At 70.5% G+C, this 14443-nt stretch carries 10 protein-coding genes and 1 tRNA gene; 9 read left to right on the top strand and 2 right to left on the bottom strand.

Features of this window, described 5'->3' with window-relative positions; translation table 11 throughout:
• Window positions 1–10 precede the first annotated feature (10 nt).
• From CSIV_RS12270 to CSIV_RS12255, 4 genes are all read left to right on the top strand, one after another.
• Window positions 11–991, top strand: a complete 981-nt coding sequence (locus tag CSIV_RS12270) for a LysR family transcriptional regulator (protein ID WP_077051684.1) — start codon at window positions 11–13, stop codon at window positions 989–991.
• Between the two features lie 9 nt (window positions 992–1000).
• The gene (gene gltX, locus CSIV_RS12265; RefSeq protein ID WP_077051683.1) at window positions 1001–2515 is read left to right on the top strand and encodes a glutamate--tRNA ligase; all 1515 of its coding nucleotides are present in this window, start codon (window positions 1001–1003) and stop codon (window positions 2513–2515) included.
• A 194-nt stretch (window positions 2516–2709) separates the two neighbouring features.
• Window positions 2710–2781 (top strand) — tRNA-Gln (locus tag CSIV_RS12260).
• A 114-nt stretch (window positions 2782–2895) separates the two neighbouring features.
• Window positions 2896–3582, top strand: coding sequence for a hypothetical protein (locus CSIV_RS12255; protein ID WP_077051682.1), 687 nt, complete (start codon window positions 2896–2898; stop codon window positions 3580–3582).
• Between the two features lie 8 nt (window positions 3583–3590).
• On the opposite strand, the gene CSIV_RS12250 is transcribed toward CSIV_RS12255, so the two are convergent.
• Together CSIV_RS12250 and CSIV_RS12245 are read right to left on the bottom strand one after the other, a co-directional pair.
• The gene (locus tag CSIV_RS12250) at window positions 3591–5882 is read right to left on the bottom strand and encodes a molybdopterin-dependent oxidoreductase (protein ID WP_077051681.1); all 2292 of its coding nucleotides are present in this window, start codon (window positions 5880–5882) and stop codon (window positions 3591–3593) included.
• Between the two features lie 114 nt (window positions 5883–5996).
• The gene (locus CSIV_RS12245; RefSeq protein ID WP_077051680.1) at window positions 5997–8318 is read right to left on the bottom strand and encodes a DUF2510 domain-containing protein; all 2322 of its coding nucleotides are present in this window, start codon (window positions 8316–8318) and stop codon (window positions 5997–5999) included.
• Window positions 8319–8473: 155 nt separating this feature from the next.
• Between CSIV_RS12245 and CSIV_RS12240 the strand changes: the two genes are divergently transcribed.
• The 5 genes from CSIV_RS12240 (at window position 8474) to CSIV_RS12220 (ending at window position 14439) form a co-directional block, all read left to right on the top strand.
• On the top strand, window positions 8474–8893 hold the full coding sequence (locus CSIV_RS12240; RefSeq protein WP_077051679.1) for a hypothetical protein: 420 nt from the start codon (window positions 8474–8476) through the stop codon (window positions 8891–8893).
• A 59-nt stretch (window positions 8894–8952) separates the two neighbouring features.
• Complete coding sequence (locus tag CSIV_RS12235; protein WP_083735124.1) at window positions 8953–11079, top strand: adenylate/guanylate cyclase domain-containing protein; 2127 nt, start codon at window positions 8953–8955, stop codon at window positions 11077–11079.
• A complete protein-coding gene (locus tag CSIV_RS12230; RefSeq protein ID WP_077051678.1) occupies window positions 11079–12512 on the top strand; it encodes a mechanosensitive ion channel domain-containing protein in 1434 nt (477 codons plus the stop codon). Before CSIV_RS12235 ends, CSIV_RS12230 begins: the two co-directional genes overlap by 1 nt.
• Before the next feature lie 179 nt (window positions 12513–12691).
• Complete coding sequence (locus CSIV_RS12225; protein WP_175627610.1) at window positions 12692–13477, top strand: DeoR/GlpR family DNA-binding transcription regulator; 786 nt, start codon at window positions 12692–12694, stop codon at window positions 13475–13477.
• Window positions 13474–14439, top strand: coding sequence for a 1-phosphofructokinase family hexose kinase (locus CSIV_RS12220; RefSeq protein ID WP_077051676.1), 966 nt, complete (start codon window positions 13474–13476; stop codon window positions 14437–14439). Before CSIV_RS12225 ends, CSIV_RS12220 begins: the two co-directional genes overlap by 4 nt.
• The last annotated feature ends 4 nt before the right edge of the window (window positions 14440–14443 follow it).

The following is a 14443-nucleotide window of genomic DNA, read 5'->3' as shown; positions in this document are numbered from 1 at the left end:
ATGTATGAGGATGAGCGACGTTCCCCACGACGACGGACTCGACGCGCACGCGCTGCGCGTGGTGAAGGCGATCGCCGACACGGGGTCGATCACGGCCGCGGCCCGTGCGCTCGGTTACAGCCAGCCCGCGGTGAGTCAGCAGCTGCGTCGGCTGGAGCGTCGATCGGGTCTGCCGATCGTCGAGCGCGTGGGGCGCGGCGTCCGGCTGACCGAGGCCGGGTGGGTCCTCGCCCGGCACGCGGCGACGGTCACGACCGCGCTGGACGCCGCCGCGGGCGACCTGGCCGAGCTGCGCGGCATGCGCGCGGGGCGCGTGCGGATCGCCGCGTTCCCGTCGGCATCCTCGACCGTCGTCCCGCGGGTGATCGCCGCGCTGTCGGCGCGTCGGCCGGGGGTGTCGCTGAGCTTCGTCGAGGCCGAACCGCCCGAGGCGATCGCCGCCGTCCGCGAGGATCGCGCCGACATCGCCCTCACCTACAGCTTCCCGGGCGACCGCCGCGAGCAGCTCGAGTCGGCGGCGACGGGTCTGAGCGTCCGCACGGTCGGGGGGGACGACACGGTGGTCGTCGTGCCCGCCGATCACCCGGTCGCCGGCGATGATCCGGTGGATCTGTCGCGTCTCGCGGGGGAGCGGTGGATCGCCGGCTGCCCGCAGTGCCGGGGGCACCTCCTCGAGGCGTGCGGTCGGGCGGGGTTCACGCCCGACATCGCCTTCGAGACCGACAACTACGTCGCCGTCGAGAACCTCGTCGCCCAGGGGGTCGGGGTCGCGATCCTGCCGGGAATGGCCGTGGCATCCCTCCCGCTCGTCGCGGGGATCGCGGTGCCGCGCCTCCCCGTCGCCGAGGCTCGCACGCTTCACGTCGTCACCGCGCGCGGCGCCGAGCGGGTGCCCGCGGTCGGTGCGGCGCTGGGCATCGTCGACGAGGTGCTCGTGGATCACCCGCGTCCGGCGCCGGGGCGCCGGGGCCGCGCGGGCGCCGCCGAGTAGGATCGGGGGGTGTCTGCCACACCCGATCCCCGCACTACGACCGCCACCGGCGCCGACGTCCGCGTCCGGTTCTGCCCCTCCCCGACGGGGCTGCCGCACGTCGGTCTCATCCGCACCGTCCTGTTCAACTGGGCCTACGCGCGCCACAACGGCGGCACGCTCGTCTTCCGCATCGAGGACACGGATGCCGCCCGCGACAGCGAGGAGAGCTACCAGCAGCTCCTCGAAGCCCTGCGCTGGATGAACATCGACTGGGACGAGGGTGTCGAGGTCGGCGGACCCCACGCCCCGTACCGGCAGTCGCAGCGCCACGAGATCTACCGCGAGGTCCTCGACAAGCTGATCGCCGCCGGCGCGGTGTACGAGAGCTACTCCACGGCGGAGGAGATCGACGCGCGCAACGAGGCCAACGGCCGCGCGAAGCAGCTCGGCTACGACAACTACGATCGCGACCTGACGGACGAGCAGAAGGCGGCGTTCCGCGCCGAGGGGCGTCAGCCCGCGTGGCGACTGCGCGTGCCCGATCACGACCTCAGCTACGTCGACCTCATCCGCGGCGAGGTCACGTTCCCCGCGGGCTCGTTCCCCGACTTCGTCCTCGTGCGCGCCGGCGGAGTCCCGCTCTACCCGTTCGTGAACCCCGTCGACGACGCGCTCATGGGCATCACCCACGTCATCCGCGGCGAAGACCTCATGCCGTCGACGGCGCGTCAGCTCGCTCTGTACTCCGCCCTGGTGGATGCCGGGGTGACGACGTTCATCCCGCGCTTCGGTCACATGCCGCTGGTGCTGGGGGAGACCGGCAACAAGAAGCTGTCGAAGCGCGACCCGCAGGCCGACCTGTTCCTGCAGCGCGAGAAGGGCTTCATCCACGAGGGTCTGCTCAACTACCTGTCGCTGCTCGGCTGGTCGCTCTCGAGCGACCGTGACGTGTTCTCGCTCGATGAGATGGTCGCGGCCTTCGACATCGCGGACGTGAACCCGAACCCGGCCCGCTTCGACCAGAAGAAGGCCGAGGCGATCAACGGCGACCACATCCGTCTGCTGGATGCCGACGACTTCGCGGCCCGCATCGTGCCGTACCTCGCCGGCGCGGGGTATGTGTCCGAGGAGCCGTCCGAGGAGCACCGCGCGATCATCGCCTCCGCCGCGCCTCTGGTGCAGGAGCGCGTTCAGCTGCTCGGCGAGGTTCCGGGGATGCTCGGGTTCCTCTTCGTCGACGAGGTGTCGTACGCGGAGGACGCGCTCAAGGGTCTCCCCGCGAACGCGGGCGAGGTGCTCGTGGCCTCCGTCGGCGCGCTCGAGCTCGTCCCCGAGGGGGAGTTCACCGCCGCGGCCGTGCAGGAGGCGATGTCAGTCGCTCTCGTCGACGAACTCGGCCTGAAGCCGCGTGTCGCCTACGGCCCGCCCCGCGTCGCACTGACGGGACGCCGCGTGTCGCCGCCGCTGTTCGAGTCGATGGAACTGCTCGGTAAGGCCGCGACCCTTCGCCGCCTCGACGCCCTGGTGCAGCACCTGGGCTGAGCCCGCGTCGCGCGCACCCCCGCGCCTTCGTCGAGTGTCCCAGACACGCGGATGCCATGCCTCGGCATCCGCGTGTTCTGGACACCGAAGCGGGGGTCACGGCGCCGCGCGACGCGCGCGGGTGGGTGCCGGTTTGGCGCTCGGCCCCGCGTCACGTAAGCTTGATCCTCGGCACGAACTTCGGTTCAGCGCCTTGGGGTATGGTGTAATTGGCAACACGGCGGTTTCTGGTTCCGTTGTTCTTGGTTCGAGTCCAGGTACCCCAGCAAGACGAAAGCCCCGGTCACATCGCATTTCTGCGAAGAGCCGGGGCTCTTGCTTTTCCTCCGAGGATTCTGGAGCCCCTGGAGGCTTTGCGCGAGCTTTGATAGGCACGAAGCATGACCTCCACCGCCACTCGCCCGCGGAAAGAGTCGCCGAGCGCGCGCGCCGCGCGGAAGAACCGGCTGCTGACGTGGATCACGCTGGCTATCGCCGCGGTAATCTGCGCGGTGATCGGAGTCGGCGCCTACGCCATGAACACCTCGTGGTGGACCGAGGAATCGCCGGTCGCCGCGTCCGATCAGCAGCTGCCCGACGGCCAGTCGCGCTTCGATCAGGCGGGTCAGGATTTCTTCAACCGGCAGGGACGAGTGACCGTCGATCTGTCCTCGACGACCTCGGCATCCGATCTCGGTCTTCCCCTCGCCGGCACCACCGCCGTCGATACGCTCGTCCCGCTGTCGCTCGATATCCGGACGGGCGGTGAGGACATCGCCTTCGGGGGAGTGTCGCACTTCGAGATCACGACCGGTCAGGACAGGGTGACCCGCATCTCCGTCGAGCCCGCATCCAGCGGGTCGTGGTCGGCGATCTCCGCGGATCTCCGCTCCCGTGCGACCGCGTGGGGCTGGACGGATGCCGACCTCGCGACGTTGGGCGACCAGGTCGGCGACGCGGGGCGCAGGGAAGGTGTCGCATCCACCGTGAGCCTTCCCGCGGTGGCATCCGAGGGTCTGGGCATCACCGCCGACGTGAACGTCACCGCCGGGGGATCGCTCCAGCTCGTGTACACGCTGACGCGCTGACCCCTGTCTCAGCGCGTCCCAAGGGGCGGCGGCTCGTACGCCCGGATCGGCGGCACTTCCCCGTCGTACCGCGCGATCGACACGGCCACCCGCGCACCGCTCGACGCCTGCGTGAGTTGCGAGGTGCCGATGTCCTTCGTGAGGACGTTGACGTTGCCGTTGATGCAGTCGGCGATCCGCGGAGCGCTGGGGTCGTACCAGGCTCCCGTGTGCATTCGCGCGACGCCCGGCAGCAGCGTGTCGGTGGTCACGACGCCCGCGAGCAGGCTGCCCTGGGCGCTGCGGACCAGAGCGACGTCGCCGTCCGTCAAGCCGCGTGCCGCCGCATCTTCGGGATGCAGCCGGACGGGTTCGCGCCCGGCGACCTTGTTCGAGCGGCTGGGGGCGGCCATGTCGAGCTGGCTGTGCAGCCGGTGCGACGGCTGCGTGCACAGCAGCTGCAGGTCGTAGGGCGAACCCGGCGGTTCCGCGGTGTCGATCCACACGGCGTGCCCGGCGGTGTCGTCGAGTCCGAACCCGTCGAGGGTGTCGGAGAACAGCTCGATGCGGCCGCTGGGGGTGTCGAGCGGGTGCGCGACGGGATCCGCGCGGAAGTCGGTGAAGGCGCCGTCGCGGTAGTGATGCTGGGGGAGGGGTGTGCTGCCGTCCCGCCAGAAGCCGGCGAACGGAGGGGCGTTCGGGGTGTCCGGCCGCTCGCGCCAGTCCTCGTAGATCTTCTCGAGCCACTCGCGACTGTCGCGGCCCTCGGCGTAGTCGGCATCCAGTCGTCGTGCGAGCTGGTCGTAGATCCAGAACTCCTCGCGCGCGTCGCCGACGGGGTCGACGGCCCGCGGCATGGTGCGAAGGCGCGTGTCGCCGGCGCCGGCCGCGAGGTCGTCTCGTTCGAGGCCCGTTGCCGCGGGCAGCACGATGTCGGCGTGGCGGGCCGTCGGGGTCCAGTGGAACTCGTTGACCACGAGCGTGTCGACCCCGGTGAGGGCCTCGCTGAGGCGACGGAGATCCTGGTGATGGTGAAAGGGGTTGCCGCCCGCCCAGTACACGAGCCGGATGTCGGGGAGGTCGAGCGTCCCGCCGTCGTAGGGGATCGTCTCACCGCCGCGGAGCAGGAGGTCGGTGATGCGCGCGCACGGGATGAAGTCCGTGACCGGGTTCCGGCCCTGCGGGAAGGTCGGCAGGGGGACCGGTGCGACGCCCACGCCGTAGTCGCCCATCGACCCGTACCCGTGGGTGAACCCGCCGCCGGGCAGTCCGATCTGGCCGAGGAACCCGGCAAACGTCACCGCCGCGAACACCGCCTGCTCTCCGTGCTCCGCCCGCTGCAGGGAGTAAGTCACGTTCACGAGGGTGCGTCCTGAGGCCGCGCGCCGGGCGAGGTCGCGGATCGTCCGGGCCGGAACCCCGCTGAGCGCTTCCGCCCATTCCGGCGTCTTCTCGACGCCATCGGTCTCGCCACGGAGGTAGGCCCGGACGCGGTCGGCGCCGACCGTGTGCGTGGCGAGGAAGGCGTCGTCCGCGAGCCCCTCCGCCACCAGCGTGTGGGTGAGGGCGAGCAGCACCGCGGTGTCGGTGCCGGGGCGGATGCCGACCCACTCGGCATCGAGTTCGGTCAGGGTGTCGTCGCGCTGGGCCGAGACGGACACGATGCGGGTCGAAGCGGCGGCGTCGCGCGCCAAACGCGTCCCCACGTGACGGTCGTGCCCGCCCGGCACGACCCAGGTGTTGGATCGGCGGAGTCCTCCGAAGGCGATCAGCAGGTCGGTGTGCTCGGCGATGTGTCCCCAGGACGGCGGGCGGTTGCGCAGCTCGCGCATACCGATCGGCCCGATGAGATGGGGGAGCAGGACGAGGCTCGCGCCGCGACTGTAGTCGTTGATCGAGCGGGTGTAACCGCCGATGGAGTTGAGGAACCGGTGTAACTGGCTCTGCGCGTGATGGAACCGGCCGGCGCTTCCCCAGCCGTACGACCCGCCGAAGATCGCCCGGTTTCCGTGGGCGGCGCGCACACGACGGAGCTCGTCCGCGAGGAGGTCGAGGGCTTCGTCCCAGTCGACCTCGACGTACGGGTCGTCGGGGGAGCCGCGGAGCGGGTCGGGCCCGGGGCCCCGTTCCAGCCAGCGACGGCGGACCGCGGGACGCGTGACACGCGACCGGTGACGGAGCCCTTCCGCCACTGCGGAAATCGCCGGGGCGGCATCCGGGTCGTCCGGATACGGTCGCGTCTCGACGACCGTGCGGCCATCATCCGAGATCTCGACCTGGAACGTCCCCCAGTGGGCGGTGCTCTCCTGCGTTCGCGTCACTCGTCCATGGTGGTCCACCGCGCGCCGCGGGGCGGCTGCACGCGCAACACGGCGTCAGTGTGTCGCCGCAGACGCCTCCGCCCGGTTGGCGGGGCGTCTGCGGCGGGGACGGGATCAGGGCGTCGCGTACGCCGGGATGGCGGAGTCGATCATCCAGTACTCGGACTGCGTCCGCGCGGAGACGTCGGTGAAGTCGGCATCCCGGATCATGAGGTATCGGGTCGGGTCGCCGCCGTCGTTCCACGTGGCGTCGACCGCCAGCCACTGGTCGTCGACACGCACCTTGTTCCATGCGTGCGGGCCGCCGGAGAGGACGTCACCGGCCACGACGACCGTCTCCACCCCCGCGGCGTTGGCGAGGGCGGAGAACGCGTAGGCGTAGCTCGCGCAGACACCGGTGCCGTCGAGGAGCGTTCCCGTGGCGTTCCACGCCGCCTCGTATCCGGGGGGTGTGCCGTCGAACTCGTAGGACTCGAGAGCGGCGAACGCCTCGTCGTCGTATTCGGCGTTCGAGATCAGCCAGTCGTTGAGCGCGGCGACCTTGTCGCGGGGACTCATCGCGTCGTTCGTCACCTCGCCGACGACGCTGTCCACCTTGGCCTTCATCTCCGCCTGCAGGGTGCGCACCTGGTCGGTGGGAAGCGAATACGTGACCAGCAACGACTTGCCGCCGTTGCGGAGTCCGACGTAGTTCATGTTGAACGCGTACGGGTTCTGGTACCGCGCTTCGTAGACGGCGTCGTACGGATCCGGAGCGCCGGGCTGGTCGACGTAGGCCGAGATGTCGATCACCTTGGTCTGCGCGATCAGATGCGCCCCCAGGTAGCGCGTGAACTCGGTGCTCCCGTAGACGGGGTAGCCGAGTTCGGGAGTCTCCGAGACAGGAGTGTCGCGGCTGTCCTCGGGCACCTCGAACGACTCGAACCGCGGCTGACCGGTCGGCGGCGCTACCGCCAGCGCCGCGGCGTTGAATTGGGCGATGGCCGCTGCCGGGTCGGGGGTGGAGATCTTGGTGATCGGGATCCATTCTCCCAACAGCGTGTTCCGGCCGCGCAGGGCGATGATCCAGCGGTCGCCGTAGTCGAGCACGGCATTCTCGTCGAGGAAGGCGACGGTGCTTCGCGTGCGCCCGTCGACCGAGGTGACGGGGAGGACTTTCTGCACGTTCTCGATGCCCTCGATGAACCCGCTCGCTCCCCAGTTCTTGAGCGCGGAGGCGGCGTTGAAGGCGACCTCCAGCGGCATCCATCCCGCCACCTGCTCCAGGTCGTTGGCCTGATAGGACGAATAGCGCGTGCCGTCGGTGGCGATCACACCGATGTCCGAGCCGAGCGACTGTGCGACTCGCGCGGCCTCCTCGGAGTCGAGCGTGTCTCCGCCGTCGACCTGGTCCTGTGTGAGGGCGCGGTAGTTGAAGCCCTCGAGCCCCAGGTTCTGGGCCGTGACGAAGGAGGCCCGATTCGATTGATTGTTCTCGGTCTGGCCCGCGGACGACCACTCGGTCTCTCTGACTTCGGCCACGACCTTCTGGATGGCCTGCCCGTCGCGCTCGACCTCATTGGTCACGATCAGGTAGCTGGTGGCACCGCTGACGGGCGCCCACGACATGGTGAGGCTGCCGGCTTCGGCGCCGGAGCCGAAGGTGACGTCGGGTGTCGCGAGCGTCGACTCGACCGTGAACCGGGTGACCAGCGGCTTCGCGCGCGGAGTGCCGTCCTTCTCGAGGTGACGCACGAGGAAGTAGTCCTCGTGCAGGCCCCAGGGAAATGCGAGATCACCGTCCCTCTCCTGGATCTGGCGATTGCCGGCCCCGTCGGAGGCTCTCCCCGATTCGTCGCCGCTGACCAGAACTTTCCCGCCCGGATCGGCTTGGTAGGCACGGAACTCCGCGGGCCTCGTCAACGCCGCGTCGTAGTAGACCTCGATCGCCCAGTCCGGCGCGTCCGCCTCGGGATTCTTGTCCGGGTCGGGAGTGGGGTTCTCCGCCTCGTGAGCGGCGTTGACCGCGTCGAAGTCGTAGTCGGCGTCGAATTCGAACTCGTGGTCGCGCGGCAGACCCAGTTGCGGTTCGGTGAAGTCGTACAGCGTCGAGCGGTCGGCGTAGATGCGTTCGTTGGATCCGGTGACCGCAGGGACGATGACGAAGGCGGCGATGACCGCGAGGACGGTGACGACGGCGATGCCGCCGACGAGGAGCCCGACTTTCAGCCCGCGGCGGCGGCGCGGTGTGGGCTCGTCGGATACGGGGGTCGCCGGCGCATCGGCGGACGTCGGTCCGGTCGCCTCTGCGGAGGCGACGCCGGCGGGCACGGATGCGCCCGTGGATGCCGGGTGCACGTGCCCCGTCCACGTCGTGCCGTCCCAATACCTCAACCGGCGCGGGTCCCAGGGGTCGGCGTACCAGCCCTCCGGCGTGTTGTTCGGCTCATCGGACATGCGTTCGGCCTTCCCCCCCCCCGGGTCTGAACACCCGATGCTTCCCGACCCGCAGCGGCACGGCAAAGGCGTGCGCCGGGTACGTCGGATCGTGTAAGGGGGACCGCGCGTCGCGATAGCATCCGATCCAGGTGTGATTCGGAAAGGGGGTCGGCGTGATCCGCTCCTCCTTCGCCGTCGCCGCCGTGATCGCTGTCGCGCTCGTCACGAGCGGCTGCACGGCGACCACCGAGCCCGCGGTCCCCGCCGCTCCCGCCCCGTCGTCGAGCACGACCGCGACCGCGGGTCTGCAGGCTCTTCCTCCGACGATCGTGTCGCCCGGCCAGCTCGACGGCACCGACATCGCCGTCGTCATCGGAACCGCGCTCGTCATCGCCGTCGAGGACGGCACCGAGGACCAGTGGCACGGGACGACCGCCGACGTCACGATCGCCGAGTTCTCGGCGGGCGGATCCGACGAGGGGGCGACCTTCCGCCCCGGCTTCGTCGCGAGGGGGATCGGATCGACGACGGCGACACTCACCGCTCCGGACGGTCGAGAGATCCGCTTCACTGTCGACGTCGTCGCCCCTTGAATTCCGCCACGGGGCGAAAAGCGGGGTGAAACGACCCTTCCCTCCGTACTGTGAGCGACATGGGGCATGACGATTCCGCAGGCGCGCGCACGGACGAGAGACGACGCGGGGGCCTGAGTATCCAGTCCCGGCTCCTGATCATGCTGCTGGCGGTGAGCCTGGTCAGTGCTGCGGTGGTCGGGGCGGTCGGGTACGTCAACGGGCGGGAATCCCTGCGTGCCGAGGTGGTCGACAAGCTCACCGCGATGCGCGAACTCCGTACGGGCGAGATCACGTCGCTGCTCGGCGAGGTGCAGCGCGAGTCCGCGCTGGCGAGTAACAACGCCAGCGCCCGCGGGGCTTCCGTCGCCCTCAACGCCGGCTGGGACGAGCTTTCCGGTCGCTCGCTCACCTCCACGGAGGATGCCGCGCTGTCGTCGTTCTACGCCGACACCTTCCTGCCGCGACTGGAGGGGGCGACCGGCGAGGACTTCGCGGATCGGGCTTTCGTGCCCCCCTCTCCCGCGGGCCGTATGGCGCAGTACCTCTTCACCCGTCAGGACGGGGCCGCCGACCGTCCGGTGTCCGACCCCGGCGACGGGAGCCCGTACTCGCAGGCCTACCTCGAGGCCGACTCCTATTTCTCCGAGCTCGTGAAGACGGTGGGCTACACCGACGTCGTCGTGGCCAATCTCGACGGCGACGTCGTCTACACCGCCGCGGGCGGTGTCGATCTCGGCTCGAACCTCACCGATGGGCCGTTCCGCGAGAGCCAGCTGGCGAAGGGGTTCAGCGAGGTCGTCGCGGCGAACTCCGTGAACGACGTCGTGACCACCGACATCGAGGAGTGGACGCCCGCGCTGGGCTTTCCGGTGATGTGGGTCGTCTCGCCGATCGGCGATGACGAGGGGATCACGGGTGTGCTGGCGTTGCAGGTGCCGATCCAGTGGATCAACGACGTCATGACCGGCTACGGCGAGTGGGAGAAGCAGGGATTCGGCGAGACGGGGGAGACCTATCTGGCCGGAGCCGACCACCTCATGCGGTCGAACTCGCGCAGCCTGATCCAGAATCCTGACGGTTACGCCGCGGCGGTGATCGCCGACGGGACGACCGCCGACACCGCGGACAAGATCGTCCGCGCCGGGGGCACCGTTCTGCTGCAACCCACGCGCGGCGCCGCGGTGGACGCGGCTGTCGCGGGCCAGACCGGGGCGGAGGTCACGCAGGACTACATCGGCGGCGAGAGCATCACGGCGTACGCGCCGCTCGACATCGACGGTGTCGACTGGGTGATCGTGGCGCGCATGGAGTCGCAGGAGGCGTTCGCGCCCGTCACCGACTTCACCCGCACGCTGCTGCTCTCGACCCTTGGCCTGATGCTGCTGGTGAGCCTGCTGTCGTTGATCCTGTCGCAGAGCTTCACCCGACCGATCCGGCGCCTGGCGACCGCCGTGCGCCGGGTGTCGGACGGCGACTACGACACGCGCGTGGAGACCCGAGGTACCGACGAACTGGCCGACCTGGCGTCGTCGTTCAACGAGATGGCGTCCGGGCTGCGCCTCAAGCAGGAGCTCATCGACCACCAGCGTGACGAGAACGAGCGTCTGCTGCGCAGCATCATGCCCGAGAGTCTCGCCGAGAAGTATCGCGAGGGCGCCGAGACGCTCGCCGAGCGGCACGACGACGTCGCCGTCGTCTTCGCCGAGCTCCTCGGGTTCGACGACTTCTCACGCGACCTCGATGGAGCGCAGGAGACGTCGGCGCTGAACGACCTCATGCGCGGTTTCGACGAGGTGGCCGCGCGCTGCGGGGTCGAGTCGGTGCGCACGCTCCGTGGCGGCTACCTCGCCAGTAGCGGTCTGACCGTCCCGCGGGTGGACAACGCGCGCCGCGCGGTCGAGTTCGCCGTCGGGATGCGCGAGAGCGTGCAGCGTTTCAACGACCGTACGGGCGCGACCCTCGACCTGCGCGCCGGGGTGGACACCGGCAGCGTGACCAGCGGTATCGTCGCGCGGGCGAGTCTCGCGTACGACCTGTGGGGTGACGCGGTGCATCTGGCCTCGCGGCTGCGCCGTGCGGGGGAGGAGCCGGGGGTGTTCGTGACGGATGCCGTGCGCACGCGCGTCGAGGGGCTGTTCGACCTCGTCGAGGCGGATGCCGTCGAGGTCGACGGCCAGGCGACCGCGGTCTGGCGGGTGGCGTGATGACTCCCGTGTTCGACGGGACGGCGATCGGGTGGGCGATCGCGTCGGTCGTCGCGGTGCCGGTGCTGATGGTGATCCTCACGGAGGTCATCGGCATCCTGCGTCGGCGGCGGAGTCCGGCGGTCAAACCGCTCCTCCTGCTGCGCAACTGGGTGGTCCCGTTCGGCGGTCTCGTCGGGCTTCTCGTGTTCGCCACGCGCTCCGACCAGGATCTCGTGTGGCCGCGCGTCGTGGCGACGATCTTCGGCTTCCTCGTCATCCTGTTGTCTCTGAGCGTCCTGAACTACGCGCTCTTCGCCACCGCCGACCGCGGATCGTGGCGGCAGCGCGTTCCGCAGATCTTCATCGAGATCGTGCGGCTCCTGCTCGTCGTCGTCGGCGTCGCCTTCCTGTTCCAGTGGGTGTGGGAAGCCGACGTCGAGGGGGTCATCGCCGCGCTCGGGGTGACCTCCATCGTGATCGGCCTCGCGTTGCAGAACGCGGCCGGCGGCATCGTGTCGGGTCTGCTGGTGCTGTTCGAGCAGCCGTTCCGTCAGGGGGATTGGATCACGACCGGGGGCACGACCGGACGCGTCGTCGAGGTGAACTGGCGCGCGCTGCACATCGACACCGGTTCGGGTCTCCAGATCATCCCGAACTCGGGCCTTGCCGACGCGTCGTTCCTGAACCTCAGCCGTCCGCCGGGACCGTTCACCGCGGTCGCCACCGCGACATTCGCCCCCGCCGATCCTCCGCACGTCGTGATCGCGACGCTGCGGGAGGTGGCCGGTGACCTCCCGACTCTGACTCCGGGCGGCGAGATCGAGGTCACCAACGCCGGCGGCGGTTCGTGGACCGTCGCGATCCCGCTCGACTCGCCGGTCTACGCCGACAGCACGCTGAGCACCTTCCGTTCCTGGCTCTGGTACGCCGCTCGCCGCCGCGGGCTCTCTCTCGACAAGATCCCCGTGGATGCCGCGGTGCGCGAGGCGGCGCTCGGCCACGCCCTCGAGAGTGCCTCGCGGGCGCTGCATCTCGACGATGCCCTCCGCGACGACGCGCTCCGGGAGTGCCGCGTCGAGCAGTTCGGCATGGGGGAGACGATCGACCGGGCGGGCGAGATGGGTTCATCCGTCCGCCGGGTGCTCGAGGGGCGGGTGATCCTGACCGGGCCCGACGGCGAGCCTCTCCCGGGGACGGTGGAACGCGGCGATTGGCTCGGAACCTCGGCGCTGACACGCGAGCGTTCGCTCACCACGGCCACGGCCGCGACCGTCGTGACGGTCCTGACGCTGCCGATCGCGTTCGTCGACCGGCTGTCCCGTCTTCGCCCCGCCCTCGCGCGCGACCTCGGCGCGGACGCCGAACTGCGTCGCACGCAGGTGCGGGACATCCGCGCGGCATCCGCACCGATCGCCCTTCGCGAGTCCGGGTCGCGCGCGGCCGACGCGTAACACGAGCCGCGTCGACAGGCGGCTTTCCGCCGCCTCTCGCCTGCGCGCGACGCTTCCGGTGACGGGGCAACGACCGCGGCGTGACCTTAGGGTTGCGCCGCGGTCTGTGTTTGTCTCGAAAGGGTGTTGATTCGTGTGACTTCGTGTTGTATCGTGTGGGAATCTTCGAAGGGGATCCCGTGTACGCAATGGAGCGCCAGCAGCTCATCGAGCGCGAACTGCGAGAGATCGGACGCGTCAGCGTCGTTGACCTCGCTCGTCGTTTCGACGTCACCACCGAGACCGTGCGCCGTGACCTCGACCGCCTCGAGCAGACCGGCTCACTGCGGCGCGTCCACGGCGGTGCCGTGGGTGTGGACCGCGCGAGCACGACCGAGGCATCCCTCTCCGAGCGCCGTCTGCGGCAGGGCGAGGCCAAGCGCGCGATCGGCATCGCGGCGGCGCGGCTGCTCACCCCCGGCTTCCGCGGCTCGATCTTCATCGACGCCGGCACCACGCCGGCCGCGGTCGCGGCCGAACTGCCGCAGGTTCTCGGGGACAGCGCGGGCGCGGTCGAGATCGTCACGCATTCGCTCGAGGCGGCCCACATCCTGGCCGGTGATGACCGTGTCTCGCTCACCGTGATCGGCGGCAAGATCCGCGGGGTCACCGCGGCGGCCGTCGGCGCGCACACGGTGCGGTCGATCGGCGAGCTGCGCCCCGATATCGCTTTCGTCGGCACCAACGGGCTGAGCGCCGGGTTCGGCCTCAGCACGCCCGACCCGGAGGAGGCCGCGGTGAAGACCGCGATCATCCGTGCCGCCCGCCGCGTCGTCGTCGTCGCTGACACCGCCAAGTTCGGAGAGGAACTGCTCGTGCGTTTCGCCCGCCTCGATGAGATCGACGTGCTCGTCACCGACGGCACACCGCCGGAATCGCTCGCACAGGCTCTGGCCGACGCCGACGCCGAGGTGCGTGTCGCATGATCGTCACGCTGACCGCCAACCCGTCGGCCGACCGCGCCGTGCAGCTCACCGGCCCGCTCGTTCCCGGCGAGGTCCAGCGCGCCGAGTCCTCGCGGGAGGATGCCGGGGGCAAGGGCGTCAACGTCGCCCGGGTCGTCTCGGCCGCCGGCGCTCCCGCGCGCGCCGTCGTGCCGGTCAACGACCACGACCCGTACCGTCTGCTCCTCGACGACGCCGAGGTCGACGTGGCGATCGTGCCGGTGGCGGGTCGAGTGCGGGCGAACCTCACCATCACCGATCCCACGGGCGAGACGACGAAGCTGAACCTCCCCGGCGCCGAGCTCTCGTCCTCCGAGGCCGCCGCGCTCACCGCGGGTGTGGTCGCGGCGGCGGAGAACGCCACCTGGCTCGTCCTCGCCGGGTCGCTGCCGCCGGGTGTGCCGGCGACGTTCTATGCCGACCTCATCGCCGCCGTCCGCGATCGGTGGGGGGCCGCGGCTCCGCGCATCGCCGTCGACGCCTCGGGCGCCGCCCTCGCCGCCGTCGTCGCATCGGCGCATCCCGACCTCATCAAGCCGAACCACGAGGAGTTGGCCGAGCTCGTCGGCGAGGACGCCGCGGACGACCTCGACGTGATCGCCGCGGCCGCTCGCCGGGCCGCCGAGCTGGTCCCCGGGCGCGTGGCATCCGCCCTCGTCACCCTCGGGGCCGACGGTGCCCTGCTGTTCGACGCGGACGGCACGTGGCGCGGGCGCGCCCCCAAGATCCAGGTCGCGAGCACGGTGGGCGCGGGCGACAGTTCGCTCGCCGGCTACCTCCTCGCCGACCTCGAGGGGGCCGCCGCCCCCGATCGACTCGCCCGCAGCATCGCGTACGGCGCGGCTGCGGCGACCCTGCCGGGGACGCAAGCCCCGACACCGGCCGACCTGCCCGCCGGGCCGATCGCCGTGACCGTTTTCTCCCCTCCCACCGCAACACCCTGACCAC

Source organism: Microbacterium sp. CSI-V (assembly GCF_001984105.1).
In the GTDB taxonomy this organism is placed as follows: Bacteria; Actinomycetota; Actinomycetes; order Actinomycetales; family Microbacteriaceae; genus Microbacterium.
This window is presented reverse-complemented; position numbering and strand designations above follow the sequence as displayed.

Bases quoted from the DNA above. Each gene is read 5' to 3' on its own strand.
- CSIV_RS12270 (WP_077051684.1), top strand. From the start codon at position 11: ATGAGCGACGTTCCCCACGACGACGGACTCGACGCGCACGCGCTGCGC.
- CSIV_RS12255 (WP_077051682.1), top strand. From the start codon at position 2,896: ATGACCTCCACCGCCACTCGCCCGCGGAAAGAGTCGCCGAGCGCGCGC.
- CSIV_RS12245 (WP_077051680.1), bottom strand. From the start codon at position 8,318: ATGTCCGATGAGCCGAACAACACGCCGGAGGGCTGGTACGCCGACCCC.
- CSIV_RS12235 (WP_083735124.1), top strand. From the start codon at position 8,953: ATGGGGCATGACGATTCCGCAGGCGCGCGCACGGACGAGAGACGACGC.
- CSIV_RS12230 (WP_077051678.1), top strand. From the start codon at position 11,079: ATGACTCCCGTGTTCGACGGGACGGCGATCGGGTGGGCGATCGCGTCG.
- CSIV_RS12220 (WP_077051676.1), top strand. From the start codon at position 13,474: ATGATCGTCACGCTGACCGCCAACCCGTCGGCCGACCGCGCCGTGCAG.